The sequence below is a fragment of the Trichormus variabilis 0441 genome, assembly GCF_009856605.1.
Lineage (GTDB): Bacteria > Cyanobacteriota > Cyanobacteriia > Cyanobacteriales > Nostocaceae > Trichormus > Trichormus variabilis.
This window is the reverse complement of the sequence record NZ_CP047242.1, coordinates 514,774-538,524: the sequence shown is the minus strand read 5'-3', so window position 1 is coordinate 538,524 and position 23,751 is coordinate 514,774. Positions and strand designations below refer to the sequence as shown.

General features: G+C 43.2%; 22 protein-coding genes and 1 tRNA gene. 16 read left to right on the top strand and 7 right to left on the bottom strand.

The window, feature by feature from the left end; genetic code table 11:
* Positions 1-48: 48 nt before the first annotated feature.
* The 3 genes from GSQ19_RS02155 to GSQ19_RS02145 form a co-directional block, all read right to left on the bottom strand.
* Entirely contained in the window at positions 49-1,179 is a 1,131-nt protein-coding gene (locus tag GSQ19_RS02155; protein ID WP_011321145.1) for a CO2 hydration protein, read from the bottom strand.
* A 119-nt stretch (positions 1,180-1,298) separates the two neighbouring features.
* On the bottom strand, positions 1,299-2,801 hold the full coding sequence (locus GSQ19_RS02150; protein WP_011321144.1) for an NADH-quinone oxidoreductase subunit M: 1,503 nt from the start codon (positions 2,799-2,801) through the stop codon (positions 1,299-1,301).
* An 89-nt stretch (positions 2,802-2,890) separates the two neighbouring features.
* On the bottom strand, positions 2,891-4,747 hold the full coding sequence (locus GSQ19_RS02145) for an NAD(P)H-quinone oxidoreductase subunit F (protein ID WP_011321143.1): 1,857 nt from the start codon (positions 4,745-4,747) through the stop codon (positions 2,891-2,893).
* A gap of 658 nt (positions 4,748-5,405) precedes the next feature.
* Between GSQ19_RS02145 and GSQ19_RS02140 the strand changes: the two genes are divergently transcribed.
* The 13 genes from GSQ19_RS02140 to GSQ19_RS02080 all read left to right on the top strand — a co-directional run bounded on the left by GSQ19_RS02140 (position 5,406) and on the right by GSQ19_RS02080 (position 18,417).
* Complete coding sequence (locus GSQ19_RS02140; RefSeq protein WP_010995042.1) at positions 5,406-5,714, top strand: carbon dioxide-concentrating mechanism protein CcmK; 309 nt, start codon at positions 5,406-5,408, stop codon at positions 5,712-5,714.
* A gap of 181 nt (positions 5,715-5,895) precedes the next feature.
* Positions 5,896-6,240 carry a carbon dioxide-concentrating mechanism protein CcmK gene (locus tag GSQ19_RS02135; RefSeq protein WP_010995041.1) on the top strand — a complete coding sequence of 115 codons (345 nt, stop codon included), beginning with the start codon at positions 5,896-5,898 and terminating at the stop codon, positions 6,238-6,240.
* Between the two features lie 6 nt (positions 6,241-6,246).
* Entirely contained in the window at positions 6,247-6,552 is a 306-nt protein-coding gene (ccmL, locus tag GSQ19_RS02130; protein WP_010995040.1) for a beta-carboxysome shell vertex protein CcmL, read from the top strand.
* 24 nt (positions 6,553-6,576) lie between these two features.
* A complete protein-coding gene (locus GSQ19_RS02125) occupies positions 6,577-6,774 on the top strand; it encodes a hypothetical protein (protein WP_153228352.1) in 198 nt (65 codons plus the stop codon).
* Positions 6,723-8,393 (top strand): beta-carboxysome scaffolding protein CcmM, encoded by a 1,671-nt coding sequence (gene ccmM, locus GSQ19_RS02120; RefSeq protein WP_011321142.1) that lies wholly within the window; start codon positions 6,723-6,725, stop codon positions 8,391-8,393. The genes GSQ19_RS02125 and ccmM overlap by 52 nt, the downstream gene beginning before the upstream one ends.
* A gap of 47 nt (positions 8,394-8,440) precedes the next feature.
* Positions 8,441-8,605, top strand: a complete 165-nt coding sequence (locus GSQ19_RS02115) for a hypothetical protein (RefSeq protein WP_153228353.1) — start codon at positions 8,441-8,443, stop codon at positions 8,603-8,605.
* 7 nt (positions 8,606-8,612) lie between these two features.
* Positions 8,613-9,359: a beta-carboxysome scaffolding protein CcmN gene (ccmN, locus tag GSQ19_RS02110; RefSeq protein ID WP_011321141.1), complete on the top strand. Its 747-nt coding sequence runs from the start codon at positions 8,613-8,615 to the stop codon at positions 9,357-9,359.
* 33 nt (positions 9,360-9,392) lie between these two features.
* Positions 9,393-10,175, top strand: a complete 783-nt coding sequence (ccmO, locus tag GSQ19_RS02105) for a beta-carboxysome assembly protein CcmO (protein ID WP_011321140.1) — start codon at positions 9,393-9,395, stop codon at positions 10,173-10,175.
* A 432-nt stretch (positions 10,176-10,607) separates the two neighbouring features.
* Positions 10,608-11,558 (top strand): LysR family transcriptional regulator, encoded by a 951-nt coding sequence (locus tag GSQ19_RS02100; RefSeq protein ID WP_011321139.1) that lies wholly within the window; start codon positions 10,608-10,610, stop codon positions 11,556-11,558.
* A 183-nt stretch (positions 11,559-11,741) separates the two neighbouring features.
* Positions 11,742-13,379 (top strand): mucoidy inhibitor MuiA family protein, encoded by a 1,638-nt coding sequence (locus tag GSQ19_RS02095; RefSeq protein WP_011321138.1) that lies wholly within the window; start codon positions 11,742-11,744, stop codon positions 13,377-13,379.
* Positions 13,380-13,869: 490 nt separating this feature from the next.
* On the top strand, positions 13,870-16,488 hold the full coding sequence (gene gyrA / locus GSQ19_RS02090; protein WP_011321137.1) for a DNA topoisomerase (ATP-hydrolyzing) subunit A: 2,619 nt from the start codon (positions 13,870-13,872) through the stop codon (positions 16,486-16,488).
* The gene (gene lnt, locus GSQ19_RS02085; protein WP_011321136.1) at positions 16,469-18,055 is read left to right on the top strand and encodes an apolipoprotein N-acyltransferase; all 1,587 of its coding nucleotides are present in this window, start codon (positions 16,469-16,471) and stop codon (positions 18,053-18,055) included. The genes gyrA and lnt overlap by 20 nt, the downstream gene beginning before the upstream one ends.
* A gap of 26 nt (positions 18,056-18,081) precedes the next feature.
* Positions 18,082-18,417: a DUF4870 domain-containing protein gene (locus GSQ19_RS02080; protein ID WP_011321135.1), complete on the top strand. Its 336-nt coding sequence runs from the start codon at positions 18,082-18,084 to the stop codon at positions 18,415-18,417.
* 39 nt (positions 18,418-18,456) lie between these two features.
* On the opposite strand, the gene GSQ19_RS02075 is transcribed toward GSQ19_RS02080, so the two are convergent.
* The 3 genes from GSQ19_RS02075 to GSQ19_RS02065 form a co-directional block, all read right to left on the bottom strand.
* On the bottom strand, positions 18,457-18,846 hold the full coding sequence (locus tag GSQ19_RS02075; protein ID WP_011321134.1) for an alr0857 family protein: 390 nt from the start codon (positions 18,844-18,846) through the stop codon (positions 18,457-18,459).
* Positions 18,847-18,862: 16 nt separating this feature from the next.
* Positions 18,863-19,408, bottom strand: coding sequence for an HNH endonuclease (locus GSQ19_RS02070; protein WP_011321133.1), 546 nt, complete (start codon positions 19,406-19,408; stop codon positions 18,863-18,865).
* 80 nt (positions 19,409-19,488) lie between these two features.
* Complete coding sequence (locus tag GSQ19_RS02065; RefSeq protein ID WP_011321132.1) at positions 19,489-19,740, bottom strand: hypothetical protein; 252 nt, start codon at positions 19,738-19,740, stop codon at positions 19,489-19,491.
* 69 nt (positions 19,741-19,809) lie between these two features.
* On the opposite strand from GSQ19_RS02065, the gene GSQ19_RS02060 reads away from it, so the two are divergent.
* The 3 genes from GSQ19_RS02060 (at position 19,810) to GSQ19_RS02050 (ending at position 23,437) form a co-directional block, all read left to right on the top strand.
* On the top strand, positions 19,810-20,145 hold the full coding sequence (locus GSQ19_RS02060; protein WP_011321131.1) for a ribbon-helix-helix domain-containing protein: 336 nt from the start codon (positions 19,810-19,812) through the stop codon (positions 20,143-20,145).
* Positions 20,146-20,835: 690 nt separating this feature from the next.
* A complete protein-coding gene (locus GSQ19_RS02055) occupies positions 20,836-22,860 on the top strand; it encodes a GAF domain-containing sensor histidine kinase (protein WP_011321130.1) in 2,025 nt (674 codons plus the stop codon).
* Complete coding sequence (locus tag GSQ19_RS02050; protein ID WP_011321129.1) at positions 22,829-23,437, top strand: SRPBCC family protein; 609 nt, start codon at positions 22,829-22,831, stop codon at positions 23,435-23,437. Before GSQ19_RS02055 ends, GSQ19_RS02050 begins: the two co-directional genes overlap by 32 nt.
* Positions 23,438-23,528: 91 nt before the next feature.
* Here the strand turns inward: GSQ19_RS02050 and GSQ19_RS02045 are convergent.
* Positions 23,529-23,601, bottom strand: a tRNA-Glu gene (locus tag GSQ19_RS02045).
* Positions 23,602-23,751 lie beyond the last annotated feature (150 nt).

Sequence of the window (23,751 nt, the reverse complement as noted above, 5' to 3'; positions counted from 1 at the left end):
AAATTATTACCAACTACCAATTACCAATTACCCATTACCAATTACCAATTACTTATTCACATCAACCAAGCGTGATGTGACAAATCTATCCATCCACTTTTCAAAATAAACTTGGTTAGCTTTCTGTTCTGATGGTTCCTTGGTATCCAGAGAATAAGGCATCAATCCCAAAATGGTGGCTGTAGTGACGCAAAACATTGACTTTTGGAAAGTAATACAAATCTGCACTAGCAAATCATCCTCACCTCTGGGACTTTGGCGATAAATTTCATGTAAATACTCTGGTAAATAATGACGCATATCCTGCATGAGCAAGGTAGGTGGAATACCTGCGCCACCAATAGGTAGAGGGTCAGCGTATAATGCGCCATATTGAAATCGAGATTGGTCAGGAGGAATTTGATAAGCTTGAGCATTATAGGAAACTGTTCCTAAAAAGGGAGTTCCTCTAAAAAATACTGCCTCTACATAAGGTATTGCCGTATCTGCCAAGAAAGTCAAACCTAAACTTTTGGGAATAATTTCATAGACTTTATTTTGGATTTTCACCGCATAGGTAATTGGCTTCATAGCATCTGCGACTAACCCAGCTTTTATATGCTCTACAACTTCGGGAATAGTCTGGATTTTGCCTTGGTCATAAAGGTCTGATAATTCCAGGAAAATATCAGCCATAACTCGCCAAAACTGACCCAAACCACTATAGTAAGCAGATACTCTTAAATTTTCCGTTAAAAAATCAGGAAACAGTTGATTAATTCCTTTAACCAAAGGATTGTTCGCAAATTTCGCTTGAATAACAGTTTCGGCTCGGCGTTGAAATTCTGTAGTGTCTAAATATGCGTCTAAGCCACCGCCACCGTGCCACATCATGGCTTTCATACAATATTCTGCATATTCAAAATTAATTCTATCATGCCACCAATGACGGAGTAAATTTCCCCAAGAAACTTCGCCATTGAAATATTTAAAAAATGGAAAAAATACTAAAAATTGATTTTCGGCAATATAAATGAGGTTTTTAGAATAAGCATCTAAAACAATCCCATAACTTTTGAGAATGCCCACAACTTCTAAAACATTTCGGGGACTATCTACAAGTAAAGCTTCTCCTATTTGCAGGCGTTCGATATATTCAGCCAAAGGTTTATTAGCTGGTTTATTTTTAATATTTACCATGATAATTTCTCCGTCATCAATAAAAATATCTTTCTGTTTTTAGGTTTATATTATTCTTGGAATTTAGTAATAGGTAAAAGGTAAATAAACTGCAATTACCTATTACCAATTACCCATTATTAACTTTTACCCTTTACTTTATCTAAAGAGACTGTTGCCACCGTACCTTCAACACTAAACATAGCTGTAATGGTAGGTTCAGTCCAACGGGCTAACCAAGAAGGTTGGATACCAAAAATCACAATTAGCACCGCTAAGATAAAAGCAGGAGCGCGATCGCTCCAATAAATCCGTGGTAAATTCATAACCTGGGCCGATAAGCGCCCAAAAAATGCTTTATTAACGAGAATTAAGAAGTAAACCGCCGTTAACCCAGTGCCAATCATCGACAACAGGGTTTGCACTGGAAAAACCGCAAAGGAACCCCGAAATATAATAAATTCGGAGATAAATCCCACCATCCCCGGAGTTCCGGCGCTAGCCATCACGCCGACAATCATCAAAGTACCAATTACAGGCATACCCCGTTCTGGGTTCAACAAACCTCGGAGTACATCTAAATCGCGGCTACCTGCTTTTTTATACACAACCCCCACCAACAAAAACAGCAGTGCCGAAATTAAACCGTGGCTAATCATCTGCATAACAGCACCCAAGGTGCTTAATGGTGTAGCCGCCGCCGCCGCTAACAACACATAGCCCATATGTCCTATTGAACTGTAGGCTACCATTTTTTTCATGTCTGTTTGCGCGATCGCACATGACGAACCATACAACACACTCACCACTGCCCAAACCGCCAACCAAGGTGCTAAATAATTCCAGGCTGTTGGTAACAAGTTCATGCCAAATCGCAATAAGCCATAAGTTCCCAACTTCAACAGCACACCAGCCAGCAACACAGAAATCGGTGTAGAGGCTTCAACGTGTGCATCTGGTAACCAAGTATGAAAAGGAACTAAGGGCATTTTGATGCCGAAACCTACTAAAATCCCCGCTAGAAGTAGCAGTTGAGTTGCTAAAGGTAGAGACTGAGCATTTAAGGTTGATAGTGCAAAGCTACCAGATCCACTCAACCAAACCAAGCCCAAGAAACTGGCTAAAATCAAAATTCCTGAAAAAGCAGTGTAAATCAAGAATTTCGTAGCTGCATAACCCCGTCTGGCACCACCCCAAATAGCAATTAAGAGATACAGGGGAATGAGTTCTAGTTCATAAAACAAGAAGAATAGCAGTAAATCTTGCGCCAGAAAGGCTCCTGCTACCCCAGTACTCAACACCAATATCAATGAATAATAAAACTTAGGACGTTGCAAGGATTCATCGCTGCTGTAAATGGCAATGGCAGTTAATAATCCATTCAACACCAGCAACGGCAAAGATAGACCATCCACACCAAGATTATAACTCAATCCTAAGGAATCTATCCAAGGTAAGAACTCACTAAACTGCTGGTTAACTTCTCCTGTTTGAAACTGGCTAGCTAGTATCACCGACCACAGAAAAGTTACACTGGCAGAAATCAATGCCACATTACGGGAAATTCTCCCATTAATACCAGACGGGAATATACCAATTAGCAGCGCACCCAATAATGGGGCAAAGATCAAGACACTAAGCATAGATAATCATGGGGAGATGAGGAATATTAGGCAGGGGTAAGAATTAATGTACAGACGTTGCATACAACGTCTCTTCTATTGACAACTGACTAAAAAGGCAATTTATCCAGTAAGCCCAATGACCAGCTAATGAAAAAGCCTAAAGCACCAACTACGGCGAGGATAGTCAACATATATCCTTGGGATTGACCAGAGATGCTATACTTCAAGCCTTGCCCACCGAAAATGGTAGCAAAGCCTACTAAGTTCACTAAACCATCAACTAAATAGCGATCGCTCCAAGCCGAAATCTTCGACAATAAAGCTACTGCACTCACTATTGTCAGGCGATAAATGCGATCAATGTAGAAGTCGTAACCCAATAAATCCTGTACCAATCTCCAAGCCAGGACTGTAGAACGAGACCAAGCTTTGTGTAAATGAATCGTTGACCCAATCACTACACCAGCCACCGTAGAGGAAACCAAAACTAAAACAACGTACCAGTCAATACTTTCCCAAGCTGGTAACAAGTACCACTGCTGTAGCATCAGGGGTAATAATAAAGTCAGTATTGTCAATGTCACCATTGGGAAAGCCATTGTCCAGCCAACTTCTGGCGCACGGCGGGTCTTTTGTTGCGGTTGACCCCAAAATGCCAGTCTAAATACTCGCGTCAAGTTTAAAGCCGTCAAACCATTGACGAGAATTAAAACTCCAATTACCCAAGGGCTAACTCTTACCAAACCGTCAGCCCAAGACAACATTGCCCAAAAGCTACCTAATGGTAAGAGTGTCACCATCCCGGCGGAACCAACCACAAAGGCAGTAGTAGTGGCTGGCATCCGCGACCATAAACCACCCATTTCTGTCAAGTCTTGACTATGGGTAGTGAATATGATAGATCCAGAACTCATAAATAGTAATGCTTTGGCGATCGCATGGGTCAACAATAGCATCAAAGCTACACCACCCTGTTCTAAACCCACCGCCAGAAATACCAGTCCCATATATGCACTGGTGGAATGAGACAACGCCCGCTTAATATCAGTCTGAGCAATAGAAACTAAACTAGCACCAATTGCTGTCACTCCACCGATGATAATCAAGGCATTCAACACCACTGGTGACAGAATTAAAATTGGTTGCAGTTTGTATAGTAGATAAGCACCACCAGCAACCACCAGTGAGTTCCGCATCACAGACGCTGGGTTAGGCCCTTCCATGGCCTCATCCAACCACAGATGCAAGGGGAACTGAGCGCATTTACCAGCCGGTCCCGCAATCAACCCTAAACACAATAATGTTGCAGCTACGGGGTCTAAATTCGCAGTTTGTACCCACTCATATAAATCCGAAAAGTTCAAACTACCCGCCAAGGTGGAAAGTGTGACCACAGCCATCAACAGCAACAAGTCACCCACGCGCTTTGTCCAAAAGGCATCCCTTGCAGCCGTTACCACTAGCGGTTGAGCGTACCAAAATCCTACAAGCAAGTAAGTGGAAAGCGTCAATATTTCCAATAGTCCATAGCTGAGAAATAAAGAGTCGCTAATAGCTAAACCGCTCAGTGCTGCTTCAAAAAAGCCAAGCAAACCGAAAAAACGCGCCAATGACCAATCTTTCTCCATGTAACCCAAGGCATAAATTTGCGCTAACAGACTCAGCCCTGTGATTAATACAGTCGCTCCCATACTGACAGGTGAGAGTTCCAACGCAAAGGATAAGTTTAAATCCGCAGCTTGAAACCAAGTAATCACTAAATTTTCTTGTTCTCTGCTCCAAATATCCTTAAATACCCATAGGCTATGAGCAAAGCCCACAATGGTAGTCAACAAGTTAAAATACGCCGCAGGCCTAGGCCCAGTACGTCGAACTATTCCTATTCCCCAAGGTAATGTCAACAGTGCGCCTAGCAAGCTGTAAAAAGGCACACACCAACTTGTTGCAAATAGAAACTGATTCATTTAGATTTCCCTTGAAGACTCAGCCTTAACTTTTCTAAAACTCTTAAAACAATCATTTACTAAAAAAAATAAAATTTGCCAAAAAATATGCTTTTTTTAACTTTCTTTTCACTAAACTTAAACGATTATTTTGTAATTATGCTCCCTTACTAAGGTTTAATTGACTATAGGTTTATTTCTGAAAAAATGTTGGCTTTTATTAAATCTTTCTTTCTGCTCCCAAGGCACTGTTTCTGTCTGAAGTAAATTAATTTATCTAAGATATTATTAAAACTTATATATTTTTTAGGCAATATTGGACTGCGCCAAAAAATAGAGGAAAGACAGAAACAGTAAAACATACAGCCTCTGAACACTCCTCGCCAGATAGAGTTAGTCCTGGTTATCAATGTCTTTTTATGAATGACATAAAAAAATTATAAAGCATAAGCGGTTGCTCTAGGAATCAATGAACTTTCATTGCTAACAACCCCGCCATAAATTTTTATTAAGTTTTTTTAAACTTTTTTATCATAAACTATTATACTAATTTATATTGCCAGAAACGCCAAGCTTTTCTATGCTTATTTTGGAAGTGTTTTGATAGCTCAAGATGAGCTTCCCCGTCCAAAATTTCAAATCACAGTACTGATTGGATTAATTTTTTAGGAGTTCTGCGATGCCAATTGCAGTTGGAATGATTGAGACTAAAGGCTTTCCCGCAGTAGTAGAAGCTGCTGACGCGATGGTGAAAGCTGCCCGTGTAACTTTGGTAGGATATGAAAAAATTGGTAGTGCTAGAGTCACCGTAATTGTGCGGGGGGATGTCTCTGAGGTACAAGCCTCCGTAGCTGCTGGCATTGAAGCCGCCAGAAGAGTAAATGGTGGTGAAGTAGTATCTACCCACATCATTGCTCGCCCCCACGAAAACCTGGAATATGTCTTACCGATTCGGTACACAGAAGCCGTAGAACAGTTCCGCACCTAATACGCTAATAGGAGAAGATAAAAAGCTGAGTTAGTAGGCAAGCTTTTTATCAATCTTGAATGGTAGTTTTCTTTACACTGCGCTGTATCAAAAGCCGAGTAAAAAAACACATTGATGGGGTTGCCGTCTTGAGCATGACTGGAATCCAAGGCTAGAAACTTTATTTGGGAATCAAAAAGAAATGTCTATTGCAGTGGGAATGGTAGAAACGCTAGGCTTTCCAGCAGTGGTAGAAGCAGCAGACGCAATGGTGAAAGCCGCTCGTGTCACTCTAGTAGGCTACGAGAAAATCGGTAGTGGTCGGGTAACAGTAATCGTTAGAGGCGATGTGTCTGAAGTACAAGCATCTGTAGCCGCAGGTGTGGAATCAGTTAAGCGCGTCAACGGCGGACAAGTATTGTCTACACACATCATTGCTCGTCCTCACGAAAACTTAGAATACGTCCTGCCAATTCGTTATACCGAAGATGTAGAACAGTTTCGGGAAAATGTGAACGCAATTCGTCCTTTCGGCAGAAGACCATAATTAGTAATGCAAATTGCTAAAGTTCGTGGCACAGTAGTTAGCACCCAAAAAGATCCAAGTCTTAGGGGTGTAAAACTACTGTTGTTGCAATTAGTAGATGAAGAAGGAAACCTCCTCCAAAAATACGAGGTAGCCGCAGATAATAGCGTAGGTGCAGGATTTGACGAATGGGTACTGATTAGCCGTGGTAGTGCGGCACGTCAATTACTTGGTAATGAGCAACGTCCTGTGGATGCGGCAGTAGTGGCGATAATTGATACTATTCACGTTGAAGATCGTCTGATTTACAGCAAAAAAGACCAATATAGATAGTCATAAGTCATTAGTCGTTAGTCAGTGGCAAGACAACTGACAACTGACCCTTCGGGTACTCTCCGAGAACCCCTCCGGGGAACGCCAGTTGTTCATGGGGGAAACCCCCAAGACCGCACTGGCTCACAACTGACAACTGACAAGCAACAAAATTCAGGAGGAATCTCGCAATGGCAGTCCGCAGCACGGCGGCACCCCCAACCCCGTGGTCGAGGAGTTTAGCTGAAGCCCAAATCCATGAAAGCGCCTTTGTACATCCGTTTTCTAACATTATTGGGGATGTTCATATCGGTGCAAATGTCATCATTGCTCCAGGGACTTCAATCAGAGCCGATGAAGGTACACCCTTTCATATTGGTGAAAATACCAATATTCAAGACGGTGTAGTGATTCACGGTTTAGAGCAAGGTAGAGTCGTTGGTGATGACAACCAAGAATACTCCGTTTGGGTGGGTAGCAGCGCTTCCTTGACACATATGGCGTTGATTCATGGCCCTGCTTACGTTGGGGATAACTCGTTTATTGGTTTTCGCTCTACGGTATTTAATGCCAAGGTGGGAGCAGGTTGCATCGTCATGATGCACGCTTTAATTAAGGACGTAGAAGTTCCCCCTGGTAAGTACGTTCCTTCAGGAGCGATCATCACTAATCAAAAGCAGGCCGATCGCTTGCCAGATGTGCAACCTCAAGACAGGGATTTTGCTCATCACGTAATTGGGATTAATCAAGCATTGCGGGCTGGATATCTTTGTGCTGCGGATAGCAAGTGTATTGCCCCCCTTCGCAATGATCAAGTTAAATCTTATACAAGTAATACAGTTATTGGGTTAGAAAGGAGTAGTGAAGTGGCAAGCAACAGCTTGGGTGCAGAAACCATAGAGCAGGTACGCTATTTATTAGAGCAAGGCTATAAGATTGGGACAGAACACGTAGATCAAAGAAGATTTCGTACAGGTTCTTGGACTAGTTGCCAGCCAATTGAAGGTAGATCCGTAGGAGATGCCTTAGCAGCTTTAGAAGCTTGTTTAGCTGACCATAGTGGTGAGTATGTACGTTTATTCGGCATTGACCCCAAAGGTAAACGGCGAGTTTTAGAAACAATTATCCAACGTCCCGATGGTGTGGTGGCAGGTTCTACCAGCTTCAAAGCGCCTGCTAGTAACACCAATGGCAATGGTAGCTACCACAGCAACGGCAATGGTAACGGTTATAGTAACGGTGCAGCCAGTGGTAAAGTCAGTGCTGAAACCGTAGACCAAATTCGCCAGTTATTGGCTGGTGGTTACAAAATTGGCACAGAACACGTAGATGAGCGTCGCTTCCGTACAGGTTCCTGGAATAGCTGTAAGCCAATTGAAGCAAACTCCCCAGGTGAAGTAGTGGCGGCTTTAGAAGAATGTATCGACAGTCATCAAGGTGAGTACATCCGCCTCATCGGCATTGACCCGAAAGCCAAACGGCGTGTATTGGAAAGTATTATCCAACGTCCCAACGGTCAAGTAGCTCCATCGACGAGTAGCCCCAGAACCGTCGTGAGTGCCTCATCTGCTTCATCCGGAACAGCTACCGCAACAGCTACCCGCTTAAGTACAGAAGTAGTAGATCAGGTGCGGCAAATACTGGGTGGTGGGTATAAACTCAGCATTGAACACGTAGATCAAAGAAGATTCCGTACTGGTTCTTGGACTAGTACCGGGGCAATTTCCGCTACTTCCGAAAGAGAAGCGATCGCAGTCATAGAAGCCTCCTTATCCGAATTTGCTGGAGAATATGTGCGCTTGATTGGTATCGACCCCAAAGCCAAGAGGCGAGTGTTGGAAACAATCATTCAGCGTCCATAGTAAAAGGGACGAGGAACGAGGGATGAGAGACTAGGGAAAAAGGGAGTATGGCCATCAGGAAAAAAGTCCCACCCAGTCCCCTGTCCCCCCTTCGGGGTTCGCCAGTCGCACCCTTACGGGAAGGCTTACGCCAACATGGGGGAAACCCCTACGTACCCGTCGCTGGCTCACCAATCCCTAGTCCCCAAGTGATATTCGGCTTCCGAGGTTAAAATTTCCATGTCTGTGCCGCCACTACGCCTCCACAACAACTTTGATTCCTACATTAGTGGCGAGGTGACAATTCATCCGAGTGCAGTAATTGCACCAGGGGTGATACTCCAAGCGGCTGCAAACAGCAAAATCATCATCGGGGCAGGAGTCTGTATTGGCATGGGGTCTATTCTCCAAGTGGATGAGGGAACCATAGAAGTAGAAGCAGGAGCCAGCTTAGGAGCAGGTTTTTTGATGGTTGGTCAAGGCAAAATTGGCACTAATGCTTGCATAGGTGCAGCCACAACATTATTTAACTCTTCTATTCCTCCAGCCTTAGTAGTGCCACCAGGTTCGATTTTAGGTGATACAACTCGGCAACTTGCCGCCACTGAATCACCAGCAACATCTACGAATCAGGTTGACGAGGCTACCCAAAAGCCTAAAGAAAATGAAAGTAAGGTGATTACCTCAACTACCCTTTCAGCATCAGCTTTTGTGGAATTTAAACAGCATTCAGTTTCTGTAACAGAACCCCCACCATCACCAGAGAATCAGTCTGCTACCGTAGAAGAAAATACTACTAATGGGACTGACCCTAATGTGACAGAACTTAGCCCAGAAGATTCAGCATCGGATCAATCTGCCACTGAATCCCCTAATAGCTTCGGGACTCAAATTTATGGGCAAGGGAGCATCCAAAGACTTTTGGTGACATTGTTTCCTCATAGACAAGCCCTAAATAACCCTGTCTCTGACGATAGTTCTGAGTAAGTGTTAAGTTGTGAGTATCTCGGAGAATTTACGATGTATAATCAGCGATCTACTAACACAAACCGGACATATCGTCGTCAAGACGACCTCAGGGATACAGCCTTGGGGTTAGTCTCTACTCTTAGTTTTCCGGCGATCGTCGGCACAGCTGACATGATGTTGAAATCAGCTGGGGTTCACCTGGTTGGTTATGAAAAAATTGGTAGTGGTCACTGTACGGCGATCGTCCGGGGTGGAATTGCTGATGTTCGTTTGGCTGTAGAATCCGGTGTGCAAACTGCTGAACAGTTTGGACAACTGGTTTCTAGCTTGGTGATTCCCCGACCTTTTCCTAATCTTGATGTCGTGTTGCCCATTACTAACCGCCTGAGCCAGTTAATGGAGGAAGGTACATACAGCCGCTTGAGTAACCAAGCCATTGGTTTAGTAGAAACGCGGGGCTTTCCAGCAATGGTAGGTGCTTGTGATGCCATGCTTAAATCGGCTGATGTCCAATTGGCATCCTATGAAAAAATTGGTGCAGGCTTGTGTACAGCCATTATTCGTGGGTCTGTTGCTAACGTCGCAGTTGCAGTGGAAGCAGGAATGTTTGAGGCTGAACGAATTGGGGAACTGAACGCAGTGATGGTAATTCCTCGCCCACTAGATGAATTGGAGCAAACCTTGCCGATCGCTAGTTGTTGGATAGAGCATCAGCAACCGTTGAGATTGCCGGTGAACATTAGAGAGCAAGTTGCCGAAAGGGAAGTGTTACAGTTACCAGACTTAGCCGCTTTGCCTATGAAAATCACAGAAGAAGTATGGAACGATGAATGATGAATGATGAATTACTAACTAAAATAAAAGTGAATTTGGAAATATCCTGATTCAACATTACTATATCTAGTATTCAACATTCATCTTGCAGCTGGAAGGCATCTTACGCTTTGCTTGTTTTTTTGATAATAACTTCTCTAGACCATAAGTGAAAGAAGTTTGTTCTAATAGCGAGAATAGATTTTTATCTATATAAAATAGTTTTCAAAACTACAAACAGTCAGAAATTCTTATAGTTTTGGAGATTTACTCATACTTGTAACGAGAATGAATTTCTTTATCTATAAGCAATTTGATTTCCTTCTAATAGCAAAGATAGATTTTTATCTATAATAAACTCATAACTTTCGTATGGGTGAATTAATATCATGGGCAAGTATTCAGTGATACTAGTCTTATATCTATAAAATCGCTATTTAGAGGAGAATCACCTTGAACCAAGCAACGCTACACCAGTTGAAGGTGTTCGAGGCGGCGGCACGGCACGGTAGCTTTACTCGTGCTGCTGAGGAGTTATTTCTCACCCAACCTACCGTCTCTATGCAAATCAAACAGCTGACAAAATCTGTAGGTTTACCACTATTTGAGCAGGTGGGAAAGCGCCTATATTTGACCGAAGCAGGACGAGAATTATTCGCAACCTGTCGGCAAATATTTGAGACTATTGCCCAGTTTGAAATGAAAGTAGCTGATTTAAAAGGGCTAAAACAAGGGCAATTAAGATTAGCAGTAATCACCACTGCTAAATATTTTATTCCCCGCTTATTGGGGCCTTTTTGCCAACTTTATCCAGGCATTGACATTTCATTACAAGTCACGAACCACGAACGCATCCTAGAGCGGATGATGAGTAATATGGATGACTTGTATATTATGAGTCAAGTCCCAGAGCATTTGGATGTAACTAGTCAGCCATTTTTAGATAATCCTTTAGTAGTATTTGCTCCCGCAAATCATCCACTAGCACAAGAAAAAAATATTCCCATACAACGGTTGTCCAATGAACCCTTTATTATGCGGGAGCCAGGTTCGGGAACACGCCGTGCTGTACAAAATCTGCTGGAAGAACAAGGTATTTCCGTAAAAGTGAAGCTGGAATTAGGTAGTAATGAGGCAATCAAACAAGCGATCGCCGGTGGACTGGGAATTTCTGTTTTATCTCGACATACCCTATTGTCTGATGCCGCCGAATTCAGCATTCTGGACGTGCAGCACTTCCCCATTAAGCGGACTTGGTACATGGTTTACCCGTCTGGCAAACAGTTATCTATTGTGGCTCGTACCTACTACGAGTATTTGCTAGATGCAGCCAAAAAGTTTGTAGAGCAAACAGAGCAACTAAATTTCCCTGTTCCTGTGCCTGAGTATAGTGTAGTTGAGTAATGCTAGAAAGCCGGGGGAGAATCAGCAATATATTTTTACTCCTAACTCCGCAGCTATGACTACAAGGCTTTACCGCTCTCATGACTCTCAATACTGACAATTCGTTTCAAATCACTTGACGGGTAGACCTGGAAAATTTCACAATTAACCAGCAGCGTCATTCAATATAGGGGAAAACTGGCAGTGGTTAACCCAGAAGAAACACCATCTTGGCGAACAACAGTACACAGTCAGATTGTAGCGGTGACAGTCTACAGTGACAAAGCCTTAGTTACAAGGAAGGGTAAGGTTTCCTTGTTAGGAACAGAACGAGAATTAGTGATTAATTCACTGCCAGTAACTCTAGAAACTGATTCTGTCCGGGTTAGTGGTACAGGTACGGTAGGGGTGCGCTTGTTGGGAGTAAACTGCGATCGCATCTATACCACTGAACCTGTAGCCGAACGAGCCGCCCATTTAAATCGGCAAATTCAGCAATTAGAAACGGAAAAACGTCATCTGCAAGCCCAGGTAGATGCTTTATCTCTACAAGCTAAGTTTATTGAAGGTTTACGGGAAAAAACAGAAGAACCTTTTGCCCAAAGCCTATCGCGGAAAAATCTCAGCCTCAGCGAAACCCTAGACTTTCTCAACTTTTTAGGTAGCCAATACAGCGAATATGCGATCGCCTCTGGGGAATGTAAAAGCCAACAACAAGAATTAGACAAGCAAATACAAGCACTCCGCGCCTCTTTGCAGATGATCCAAACACCCCATCCCCAAGAAAGTGTGAGTTTGATTGCACTCATTGAAGCTATGGGAGAAGGTGAATTTGATTTGGAAGTGTCTTACATGGTGAATCATGCCAGTTGGACTCCCTTATATGACTTACGGTTAAATAGTACAAATAAGACCGTAAATTTGAGTTACCTTGCTGAAGTCAACCAAAATACCGGGGAAGATTGGCTAGATGTGGCGCTTACCCTATCTACAGCCAAACCAGGATTAGGTACACTACCCCCCAAACTCAAACCTTGGTATATTGACGCACCAACTCCTCAAGTATGGCGATCACGGCGACAATTAGCCGCCAGCCCTTCTTTACCTACCATATCAACTACAGCTGTTCCATCTGGGGCAGGAATTCCCGCAGAAGAGGAAGCAGAAACAGCCGATGATAGTTTGATTTCCGCAGAAAATATCACGGCGGAGGTATCCAAAGAAGGAAGTATCGTCACATTTAAACTTCATGGTGGTGGTAATATTCCTAGTGATGGCACACCTCATAAAATCACTGTCTTTAATGATGATTACCCTTGTAATTTTAATTATGTAGCAATGCCCCGATTGGTTAGTTTTGCGTATCTGGAAGCTAATGTGAAAAATAGTGCTGATGGCGTGACTTTATTACCTGGTAAAGCCAATATTTTCCGTGATGAAATGTATGTTGGTATCACTCAATTAGAAAATGTTGCCCCAGGACAAGAATTTAAACTTAATTTAGGCATTGACGAAGGTTTAAAAATTGAACGGGATCTAGTTGAGCGTCAAGTAGATAAAAAACTTATTGGTAATCAACGCCGCACTACATATGGTTATCGTCTCATAATTACTAACTTGCTCAATCAAGAAACTCAGTTGCACTTAACTGAACAATTGCCCGTAAGCCGCAATGAGCAAATTAAAGTCCGCCTCAATCGCAGCAACCCTCCCAGCCAACTAGGTGAAATGGGTATTTTAGAGTGGAAACTAACTATCCCACCCCAAGTAAAGCAAGAAGTATCTTATCAGTTTGCTGTTGAGCATCCGCCAGAGTTAACAGTTGTGGGATTAAATATTTAATATTATTCCTATGCTAAATTAAAGAACTATTCATAATAAATCATCTATTGGTTGCGATTTTTACGATGATAGCCAACTAGGCAGCAATCATAAAAACACCAATAAATATGGTCTTTTGTGTCTAAAATAAACTGGAATTAGCTGTTTTACGGCAATTATTATTGTTAGTTGAATAGGCTTTTTTTGAGAATAAAAACTTTCCTTAATTCCCTCTCAAATCAAGACACAGAAATCTTTTGAGAAAACTTAACTATAAAATTTGTCTTTAAAAATCAAATTTATTTTCTATTAGAAAATAGACAATAGTAACTAACTCAATCTAAACAAGATATATGGCGAGATGATACAGATAACCTATCTCGGCAGATACAGGGAATATTGTGTTAGAATTGTATCAAAATATGGCAACTATTCAAGAGAAATTTTGCATAATTTTGCGCTTGACGTAGCGTAAAGGCTAAAATCTAAGTTTTTTGGAGTTATTTAAGTTATGACAACCTCACAGGAGAGGATTATCCCGACGGATCTGCGGAACGAAATGTCCCGGTCTTATCTGGAATACGCCATGAGTGTGATAGTGGGTAGGGCGCTACCAGATGCCAGGGATGGTCTAAAACCTGTGCATCGTCGCATCCTCTACGCCATGCACGAATTGGGTTTAACCCACGATCGCCCGTTTAAAAAATGCGCCCGTGTGGTCGGGGAAGTGTTGGGTAAATATCACCCCCACGGCGACACAGCAGTATATGATGCCTTGGTGCGGATGGCGCAGGACTTTTCCATGCGATCGCCCCTAGTCAACGGACATGGTAACTTCGGTTCTGTAGATAACGACCCCCCGGCGGCAATGCGTTATACAGAATGTCGCCTACAAGCCTTAACCAGTTCCGCCCTCCTGCAAGACATCGAATCAGAAACAGTAGATTTTGCCGATAACTTCGACGGTTCCCAACAAGAACCCACAGTTTTGCCATCTCGCATTCCCCAGTTACTACTAAATGGTTCTTCGGGGATTGCTGTGGGTATGGCCACCAATATTCCGCCCCACAACTTAGGAGAATTAATTGATGGGGTGGTAGCAGTGATTCACAATCCAGAAATCACTGACTTGCAATTAATGCAATACATCCACGGGCCAGACTTCCCCACAGGAGCGCAAATTCTGGGGATGGGAGCGATTAAAGAAGCCTACACCACCGGACGCGGTTCCATCACCATGCGCGGTGTGGCCAATATCGAAACCATTGAACATCGGGGAAGACCAGACAGAGAAGCAATCATCATTACTGAGTTGCCATATCAAACCAACAAAGCCGCACTCATTGAGAAAATAGCGGAGTTGGTGAACGAAAAACGGATTGAAGGCATTGCAGATATCCGAGATGAAAGCGATCGCGACGGGATGCGAATTGTCATCGAACTCAAGCGCGATGCCTATCCCCGCGTAGTCCTCAATAACCTCTATAAGCAAACGCCTCTGCAAGCCAACTTCGGGGCCAATATGCTGGCCTTGGTGAATGGCGAACCCCAAATTCTCACCCTCAAACAATTCTTAAACGTCTTCCTCGATTTCCGCATCGAATCTATTACCAGACGCACCCGCTACGAACTGCGGAAAGCGGAAGAACGGGATCATCTTTTACAAGGGTTATTAATTGCCCTATCTCATTTAGATGCCATCATTAACTTGATTCGCAGTGCTTCCGATACACCCACAGCTAAAGGGGAGTTAATCACCACCTATATGCTTTCGGAAGTCCAAGCAGACGCAATTTTGCAGATGCAGTTGCGCCGTTTGACAGCCTTAGAAGCCGACAAAATCCGCCTAGAACACGAAGATTTACAAACCCAAATTGCCGACTTACAAGATATTTTGGCCCGGCGGGAACGGATACTGGAAATCATCGAAACCGAAATCACCCAAATCAAAACCAGTTTTGCCACACCCAGACGTACCGTAATTACCCACGCCGAAGGTGAAATAGATGAGCGTGACCTCATCGCCAACGAAAAAGCAATTATCCTCCTAACGCAACAAGGTTACATCAAACGGATGCCGGTCAACACCTTTGAAGCTCAAAGCCGTGCTACCAGAGGTAAAGCCGCCGCCAAAGTCAAAGACGATGATACCATTGAGCATTTCTTGACTTGTTGTGACCATGACAGCGTGCTATTTTTTAGCGATCGCGGTGTCGTCTATTGTCTCAAAGCCTATCAAATCCCCGTGAGTTCCCGCACCAGTAGGGGTACACCCATTGTCCAATTATTACCCATTCCCAAAGAAGAAAAAATCACTTCCATTGTCCCTGTGGATGAGTTTACCAGTGAAGAATATCTGGTCATGCTTACCAAAGGCGGCAACATCAAGAAAACCGAATTGGCAGCATTTAGTAATATCCGTGCCAATGGCTTGATTGCCATCTCCTTAGAAGAAGGCGACCAACTGCGATGGGTACGCCGCGCCAGAGTCGAGGATAGTATCATTATCGGTTCTCGTTTAGGTATGGCAATTCACTTTAGATGTACCCACGAGCAACTCCGTCCTTTAGGTAGGGCAACCCGTGGAGTAAAATCTATGAAACTGAAGAAAGGCGATGAACTGGTAGGGATGGATATTCTGCCGGCAGCAATTCTCGATACATTAAACACAGAAGAACCAGACATCGACGATATCGAAACAGAAGATATCGAAACCGCAGTAGAAACAACAGAAGTCTTAGAAACCTTAGAAAACTTAGAAGCTGTAGAAGTATCTAGTAATGCTAGTGTCGGCCCTTGGGTGTTAGTCATCACAATGGGAGGCTATGGCAAGCGCGTACCAGTCAGTCAATTCCGTCTGCAAAATCGTGCTGGACAAGGTTTGATGGCGACTAAATTCAAAAATCGCAAAACCAAAGACAAATTAGCCACCCTTGGTATCGTCAACAGCGATAACGAAATCATGATGGTGACCAATCGCGGCATCATTATACGCCAAGCTGTCAACGCAATTTCCATTCAATCGCGATCGGCAACAGGTGTTAGAGTCCAACGCCTGGACGAAGATGACGCAATTACTGGAGTAGCTATAGTTCCCCCCGACACTGGTGATGAGGAAGAAGCTGAATAAACAGCAGGGAGAGAAACTTATTTCCCTTCTCCCTCCCCTAATTACCCTAACTAGTGGCATCTTCATGGGGCTAACTGTAGCCCCTTTCGCTGCATGGTTCCTAGCTTGGATTGCCCTAGCCCCTCTATGGATATTACTAGTTTCTAGCAAAAGCAAAAATCACCCCCCCTCATCTCTTCTCCTTCTGGGACTGACCTGGGGTATCGGCTATCATGGTGTAGCCCTCTTTTGGATCACCGGCATTCATCCTATGGATTGGTTGGGTGTTCCCTGGTGGCCGAGTTTGGCAATCACCATATTTTGCTGGTTATTTATTAGCTTCTATGGTGGTTTGTTTGCTGCTATTTGGGCGGCTTGTTTAACTCGTTTTTCTGAGCAGAAATCCTGGTTACGTATCCTTATAGGTACAGCTATTTGGTGTGTTTTAGAAAGCCTTTGGAGTGCCGGGCCTTTGTGGTGGAGTTCCCTAGCTTATACCCAATCACCCCATAACTTGGTAATTCTGCACTTGGGACAGATATCTGGGCCGAATCTTGTCACAGCAGCAATTGTCAGCGTCAACGGTTTAATTGCTGAGGCGTGGCTAAGTCGCAAACAGGGATTGTTAGGTAGATATTTAGCAATAGCCGCCGGATTATTAATTACCCTACATCTAATTGGTTTCTGCTTATATAGCGCCCCTATTGCCCAATCACCAGACGCAGCATTAAAAGTAGGAATTGTTCAGGGAAATATTCCCAACAAAATTAAGCTGCTTCCCCAAGGACTGCGCCGTGCTATTACAGGCTACACAGATGGATACTTAACTTTAGTCAATCAAGGTGTAGAAGCAGTTCTCACTCCAGAAGGCGCATTACCATTTTTCCAACGAAATCTACCGACAACACCCCTAGTTGCAGCCGTGCGGGAAAAAGGTGTAGTTGCTTGGATTGGTGCTTTTGGCGATCGCGGACGCAGTTATACTAATAGTCTATTTACCGTGAATAGCCAAGGCGAAATCACCAGCCGCTACGATAAATCCAAGTTAGTACCTTTAGGCGAATATATTCCCTTTGAGGGCTTTATTGGTGGTCTGGTACAACGGTTGTCACCCTTGGATGAACACCAAGTTCATGGTTCACCCAACCAAATTTTTGACACTCCATTCGGTCGGGCGATCGTCGGTATATGTTATGAGTCGGCCTTCCCGGAAGTATTTCGTAGTCAAGCCGCTACTGGTGGGCAATTTATCCTCAGTTCTTCCAACGATGCTCATTACAGTGCTGCTATGCCATTCCAGCACCATGCACAAGATATCATGAGGGCGATTGAAACAGATAGATGGTCAGCACGGGCAACAAATACAGGATATTCAGCTTTTGTTGATCCCCACGGTAGAACCTTGTGGATATCTGGATACAACACCTACGAAACTCATGCAGAAACTATCTATCGTCGTCAGACACAAACTTTATACGTGCGTTGGGGTGATTGGTTCACACCTTTATTAGTGGGGTTAAGCTTTTTAGGCTGGGGTCTAAATATCTTCTGGCGGAATGATGCCAACACGAAGTATAAACCAATATGATGAAGACAATTTAGAGGGGTTATGCTATGGAAAGCTTCGAGCAACGCAAATTGTTATCTGCTCTAAGTCACGGAGCAATATTTTTTAGTTCTACGATAGTCTCTATTGGCATACCCATTGCAATTTTATTGCTCAATGAAGACCCTGTGGTGAAAGAAAATGCCAAAGAATCGCTGAATTTCCACATAAACCTTTACATATACGGCATTATATTTGGATTACTAATTTTTATCGGCATTGGCATTCTCTTGCTTATGGGTTTATGGGCAGTCAGTATCATCATGCCCATCATTGCCATTATTAAGGTTGTCAATACGCCAAATGTACCGTATCGCTATCCATTTATGTTTCGCTTAGTGTAATGGGTGCTGAGTTATCAGATAACTCAGAACTAACCTTTCTTATTCACTCATTACAGAAGCGCAGGCTTGAGCTGCTTTCCAGAGTTTATGTAGAAAAAATTCGGTGCGATCGCTCATGTGAGTCACAAATACGCCATCAGCATCTTCAGAACCATCTGATAACCAAGAACCGCGCAAAGTTACTTCCAAATACTCAGGATCACAAGTCACCAAGTCAATGATTTCACTGTCAGCCCGTCTGGCTTCTGCCTTCAGCGCTTCAATTCCTGGTAAATCTAAAGGTAACAAAAAGGAAGCGGTGCTGGGTTGGATGGACAAGTTTTTACCTAGCCGTAGTGTAAAAATTACTCGTTGCGCTACCCATTCCTCCAAAGACAATGTGAGACATTCCAAGTAAAAACTGTTCTCAGTGTAAGTTAATTTCAGCATTCCTTCTGCTCTCCTGTTACTCCAGGTTTGCCTGCATATCTATCCAAAACTGTGTGGCGTTATCACGCCAAGTATCGCTGACTGCAAAAGCTACCGCCGGGTGGACTGGTGGTTTTGGTTTAGTACGCAACTGCATACCAACTTCCGCCGGTGTTCGGTCTCCCTTACGCGAGTTACATCTTTCACAAGCCGTAACCACGTTATCCCAAGTATGAGAACCACCTCTAGACCTGGGAATCACATGATCTAAGGTAAGACGCTTCCTGCTACCGCAATATTGACAACTGTGGTGATCTCGCCGCAAAATTTCTCGTCGATTCACAGGCGGAACTTTCCATGTCCTCTCAATAGAGGTGATTTTTAAGCGGATATGTTTTGGTACATCAATTATCAAACTGGGTGAATGAACTCGCCACCCATTTTCTGTATAACCAACTAATGGTTCAGCTTTGTTTGTTAGTAACAGGACGATCGCCCGTTTGATATTCACCCGACACAGTGGCAAGTAATTTTGCGAAAATACCACCACAGATTGCTCTAAAACTGGTATTGTGATAGCCACAGCTTCACTCCTTAATAAAAAACCCCCGCTTCTGGTTTGGTTGAAGCGGGGGTGAGAAATAGACCGTCAGATTTTTGGTCTTATTTTGGTACAGCATATCTCTGTCTGTACCTCCCGCTTTTGCTATCTAGTTGTGGTTTGCTATTCAGCCCATCGATGCTGACATCAATAATAAAGTCATAATTTCCCTTTGTGATTTGTGCGCCATCACGGCTACCATCGCCCATAAATAAATACTCCACTCCCGCAACGCCAAATTCCCAACTAAAGGGGGATTTGGTCGCCGCTAAGGGAGTGGAAATGGGGTAAATGGATTTCACGGAAAATTTCACCTATTGAACATTTCTTTAAACATACTACACTTGTATTACTATCCTGTCCATACTTTAAGGAGAAAAATCATGCACACAATCGCTCGCACCCCAACAACCGATATGGAAGTTACCAGCATCCGTTTAGAGCGAGAACTGAAAGAGAAACTCAAAGAAATAGCTGGGAATCAGGGATATCAGGCACTTATCCGCGATATCCTCTGGAATTATGTGCAGCAAAAATCGGGTGAGTGGAAACCGCGATTTTCACGAGCCGACATTCGTGCCAGTATAGCCGCCACAGCTCAACAAGAAGAACGTTGTGTACTCACAGGTCAACTTATCCAACCCCAACAACCCATGTTATTAGGATTAACCAGAAATGGCGATATGGTTCCGCTCAGTGTCGAGAGTTTAGCCGGCTAGTTTTACATTTTTCCGAATACAGCCTAGTTGCCCTGATGAGTAACTAGGCTGTATTCGCTATTAGCTTAATAAGTTAGTATGCTTTAGTTACTACTCAGCACTGATCTTGACATACTCACACTATTAATGTAATAAGTAAAAAACTATAGAATATTATAGAGGGAAATGGAAAAACCATAAATTTTTCTCATATGATTCTTGATTTAGTTTTCAAAAGTTTTTCTATAACTTGAATGTCAGAGTGTTCCCCAGTTATTCAGAGCCATCAACAATAAAACGACGCTGGTGAAAATTTTCCTCAACATCTTCATTTGTGATTTGAGTCACAACAGTACTAATGCGGTTAATCACAATGAAGTTATGGTTGCCAATCTAGAGAAATTACGGTTTATGTATAGTTATAAACAAGGTATCCTGAGTCCAAGTTACTATTTGGACTGGCAACGCGAAACTAAATAGTAGCTTGATCAGGCATTTAGTCATCTTGGTCGGCTGTCACAATACTGTATAAATTAGTTTAATTTACTGATAACTTGATCATCTGCAATAGAAAGGGGCTATAACAGATGAGAGAAATTTTTCATCAAACATTTCCCATCCATCAGGTGCAGCAACACAACTCAAGGTGAATAATATGCCAAACAGTTTGGTGCATAAACAATGGGGTAAAAATCTCAGAGCATATTAGGAATGAAAAAGCGTTTATTATTGCCGCCACAGTACCCCGATGGACCAGAGCGACTACAACCCTACCCAGTCAAACTGATGCAACATCAGGAAGAAACAGCCCAGGAGTTGGCACATAAAATTAATCACATCGTTGCCAGTCGTCCAGCAACAGCAGCAATGCTGCAAGAGATAGCCCACTTGGTGGGGACTGTCACAAATGTAGATTGTTGCTGCTTGGTGACAGTTACCAATGAGGAATCCACGGAAACAACAACAGCTAACTGGTGTTCTGATGAATTTCTAGGAGTACCTCTGTCTAATGAGATGTTCTCTACAGAACGTTTCTTGATGGAATTACCAGTTTTGCAATGTGCGGTAGAACCACGCAATATTGATGAGATTTCCATCATCCGTAATAGTTTGGTGGTGGGATGTCAACATTTGCCTTTACCAATCAAAGCCGTGTTGGCAATTTCTACCCGCTTTGGTGGCAAAACTAATGGTGTAATTAGTCTGATTAAATTCCAATCTCATGATTGGGATGATTCAGCCAAAAAAATCTTGAAGACGATAGAAGCATCTTGTGCGATCGCTTTTTCTCAGTTAACACAAGCACAGTTGATTTCTTCTCAGCAGCAACACCTACAAAAGAGTAATCAACATCAGAGCTTAATTAAACAACTAACTATATTAAGTCGTAGCAACTTGGAGTTAAATCAAATGCTCCAACTGGCCATAGCATCTACTGCCGAGTGTTTACAAGCAGATCGCGGTTTGCTGATCCTACTGAAATATACAGATCCACTATTTAGAACTCCCATTAAAAAACAAATTCCTCAAGCTAAAGCTGATGTTGTCGGTGAATGGCGCAAGGAAAATGCCAATCAAACAGATTCCTTGCCTGGATCTTTCTCCTTGGCTGATTGTGGGTTATGTCAAAGGGTGTTCCAAGATGCGGGTAAACCAGTCATTATTAATGATTACTCAGAATTACAGGATACTTCTACCGTTGCTCCTTTATTTGCCATTACAGAACTGCCAGCCGTACTGTTAATGCCATTAGAGAACCAAGGCAAAATATTGGGATTTTTAGTGTTACAGCAGGGTGTGGCGCGTAATTGGCAACAGTCTGAGTTAAATTTGGTGGAAATGGTTTGCGCTCAAGTTAGCAATGCCATTATTCAATCAAAAACACTGCGGCAAGTCCAGACTTTAGTAGATGAGCGCACGGCAAAGCTCCAAAGTAGCTTGGAACTGCAAGCAAAACTTCATGAAAGAACGCGGCAATATGTGGAGCAGTTGCGGGAACTGAACCAGCTCAAAGACGAATTTATGAGCAATATCAGCGATCGCCTGCGCTACCCGTTGACGAATATGATGATGTCAATCAAAAATCTCCGTCTCCCAGGAATCCCCCCAGAACGCCAGGTGAAATACTTAGAGATTCTGGAGAACGAATGCGCTAAGGAAATCAACTTAATTAATGACTTGCTGACTCTCCAGAAATTAGAGTCTGAGCAAGAACCACCACGGGTGGAAAACATCAATTTAAACGCCAAAATCCAAGATTTAAGCGATTCTTTAGCCAGCAAATTGGCAGGTAAAGGATTAAGTATAGATTTAGACATACCGGATGAACCGTTAAAACTCCAAACCGAATTGGAAAGTTTTGATCGCATCCTGCATGAGCTACTAAATAACGCCTATACATACTCGGAACGTGACACTATCGTTCACCTGCACGCCAGTCATCAAGTTGATCAGCTTGTCGATCAAGTTATGATTAAAGTGACTAACACAGGACGTGGCATCTCCGAACAAGAGGCTACCTATATATTTGATAGGTTCCGTCGCGGTAGAGGAGGTCGCTGGACTCCAGGGACTGGCTTGGGACTCGCTTTAGTCAAGTCCTTAGTACAGCACTTGAACGGGGCGATCGCAGTTGAAAGTAACCCTATTCCCGGTTCTCAACTCAGCGAAATTTGCTTTACCCTAACTTTGCCCCAGTTTTCTGATGAAAGCACACCATATTCTGAAAGTGACTAAACAATACAACCCTACAGAAGACTTGGAATTTAACCCCGATTTAGATGGTGAATTGGTTGCAGGTGCAGACAACCTACCATCTGTAGAAATCCAAGTTGAGAAAATCGCCGACCGACAACGGCAAATTACGGCTAGAGTCCAAATCCCCCAACCAGTGGAACAAGTTTGGCAGGTACTCACAAATTATGAAGCCTTAGCTGACTTCATTCCTAACCTCGCTAAAAGTTCCCTACTTGAGCATCCTAATGGTGGTATCCGACTGGAACAAGTAGGCTCTCAGCGCTTACTCAATTTCAAATTTTGCGCCCGTGTAGTTCTAGATTTGGAGGAATACTTCCCCAAGGAAATAAATTTCCAAATGGTTGAGGGAGATTTTAAAGGCTTTTCTGGTAATTGGTGTTTACAACCCTATGCGCTCGGTGATGTAATTGGTACTGACCTATGTTACACAATCCAAGTTTGGCCTAAGTTGACGATGCCAATCACTATTATTGAGCGTCGTCTGAGTCAGGATCTTAGGTCTAACCTGTTGGCAATTTACCAAAGGGTAGAGTGTTTGGCTAACCAGAGTCTCTAGGTGCAAATTTAAACCCCTTCAGGATTATTCTTGAAGGGGTTTAGATTAGTATAGGTCTTTAAACTTAGAAAGTTTAAATTTAATTTTTTAGTACCCCCAGGGGAATTCGAATCCCCGTTACCTCCGTGAAAGGGAGGTGTCCTAGGCCTCTAGACGATGGGGGCATCAACCTCAGACCTTTTATAAATTAACGGATTTTTCAGGTGATGTCAATAGGTAGAGGAAAAGAAATTTTGGGATTGGGGATAGAAGAAGGGAATTCTCACTAAGAAATATCCAATCGCCTTGGTGAGCAGGGGGTGCAAGGGAAGCAA

Excerpts from the sequence above, each read along its gene's own strand:
- GSQ19_RS02075 (WP_011321134.1), bottom strand. The coding sequence starts at position 18,846 with ATGCTGAAATTAACTTACACTGAGAACAGTTTTTACTTGGAATGTCTC.
- GSQ19_RS02060 (WP_011321131.1), top strand. The coding sequence starts at position 19,810 with ATGCACACAATCGCTCGCACCCCAACAACCGATATGGAAGTTACCAGC.
- ccmL (WP_010995040.1), top strand. The coding sequence starts at position 6,247 with ATGCAAATTGCTAAAGTTCGTGGCACAGTAGTTAGCACCCAAAAAGAT.
- ccmM (WP_011321142.1), top strand. The coding sequence starts at position 6,723 with ATGGCAGTCCGCAGCACGGCGGCACCCCCAACCCCGTGGTCGAGGAGT.
- lnt (WP_011321136.1), top strand. The coding sequence starts at position 16,469 with ATGAGGAAGAAGCTGAATAAACAGCAGGGAGAGAAACTTATTTCCCTT.
- GSQ19_RS02150 (WP_011321144.1), bottom strand. The coding sequence starts at position 2,801 with ATGCTTAGTGTCTTGATCTTTGCCCCATTATTGGGTGCGCTGCTAATT.
- ccmO (WP_011321140.1), top strand. The coding sequence starts at position 9,393 with ATGTATAATCAGCGATCTACTAACACAAACCGGACATATCGTCGTCAA.
- GSQ19_RS02055 (WP_011321130.1), top strand. The coding sequence starts at position 20,836 with ATGAAAAAGCGTTTATTATTGCCGCCACAGTACCCCGATGGACCAGAG.
- gyrA (WP_011321137.1), top strand. The coding sequence starts at position 13,870 with ATGACAACCTCACAGGAGAGGATTATCCCGACGGATCTGCGGAACGAA.
- GSQ19_RS02050 (WP_011321129.1), top strand. The coding sequence starts at position 22,829 with ATGAAAGCACACCATATTCTGAAAGTGACTAAACAATACAACCCTACA.
- GSQ19_RS02145 (WP_011321143.1), bottom strand. The coding sequence starts at position 4,747 with ATGAATCAGTTTCTATTTGCAACAAGTTGGTGTGTGCCTTTTTACAGC.
- GSQ19_RS02140 (WP_010995042.1), top strand. The coding sequence starts at position 5,406 with ATGCCAATTGCAGTTGGAATGATTGAGACTAAAGGCTTTCCCGCAGTA.
- GSQ19_RS02135 (WP_010995041.1), top strand. The coding sequence starts at position 5,896 with ATGTCTATTGCAGTGGGAATGGTAGAAACGCTAGGCTTTCCAGCAGTG.
- ccmN (WP_011321141.1), top strand. The coding sequence starts at position 8,613 with ATGTCTGTGCCGCCACTACGCCTCCACAACAACTTTGATTCCTACATT.
- GSQ19_RS02155 (WP_011321145.1), bottom strand. The coding sequence starts at position 1,179 with ATGGTAAATATTAAAAATAAACCAGCTAATAAACCTTTGGCTGAATAT.
- GSQ19_RS02080 (WP_011321135.1), top strand. The coding sequence starts at position 18,082 with ATGGAAAGCTTCGAGCAACGCAAATTGTTATCTGCTCTAAGTCACGGA.
- GSQ19_RS02115 (WP_153228353.1), top strand. The coding sequence starts at position 8,441 with ATGGCCATCAGGAAAAAAGTCCCACCCAGTCCCCTGTCCCCCCTTCGG.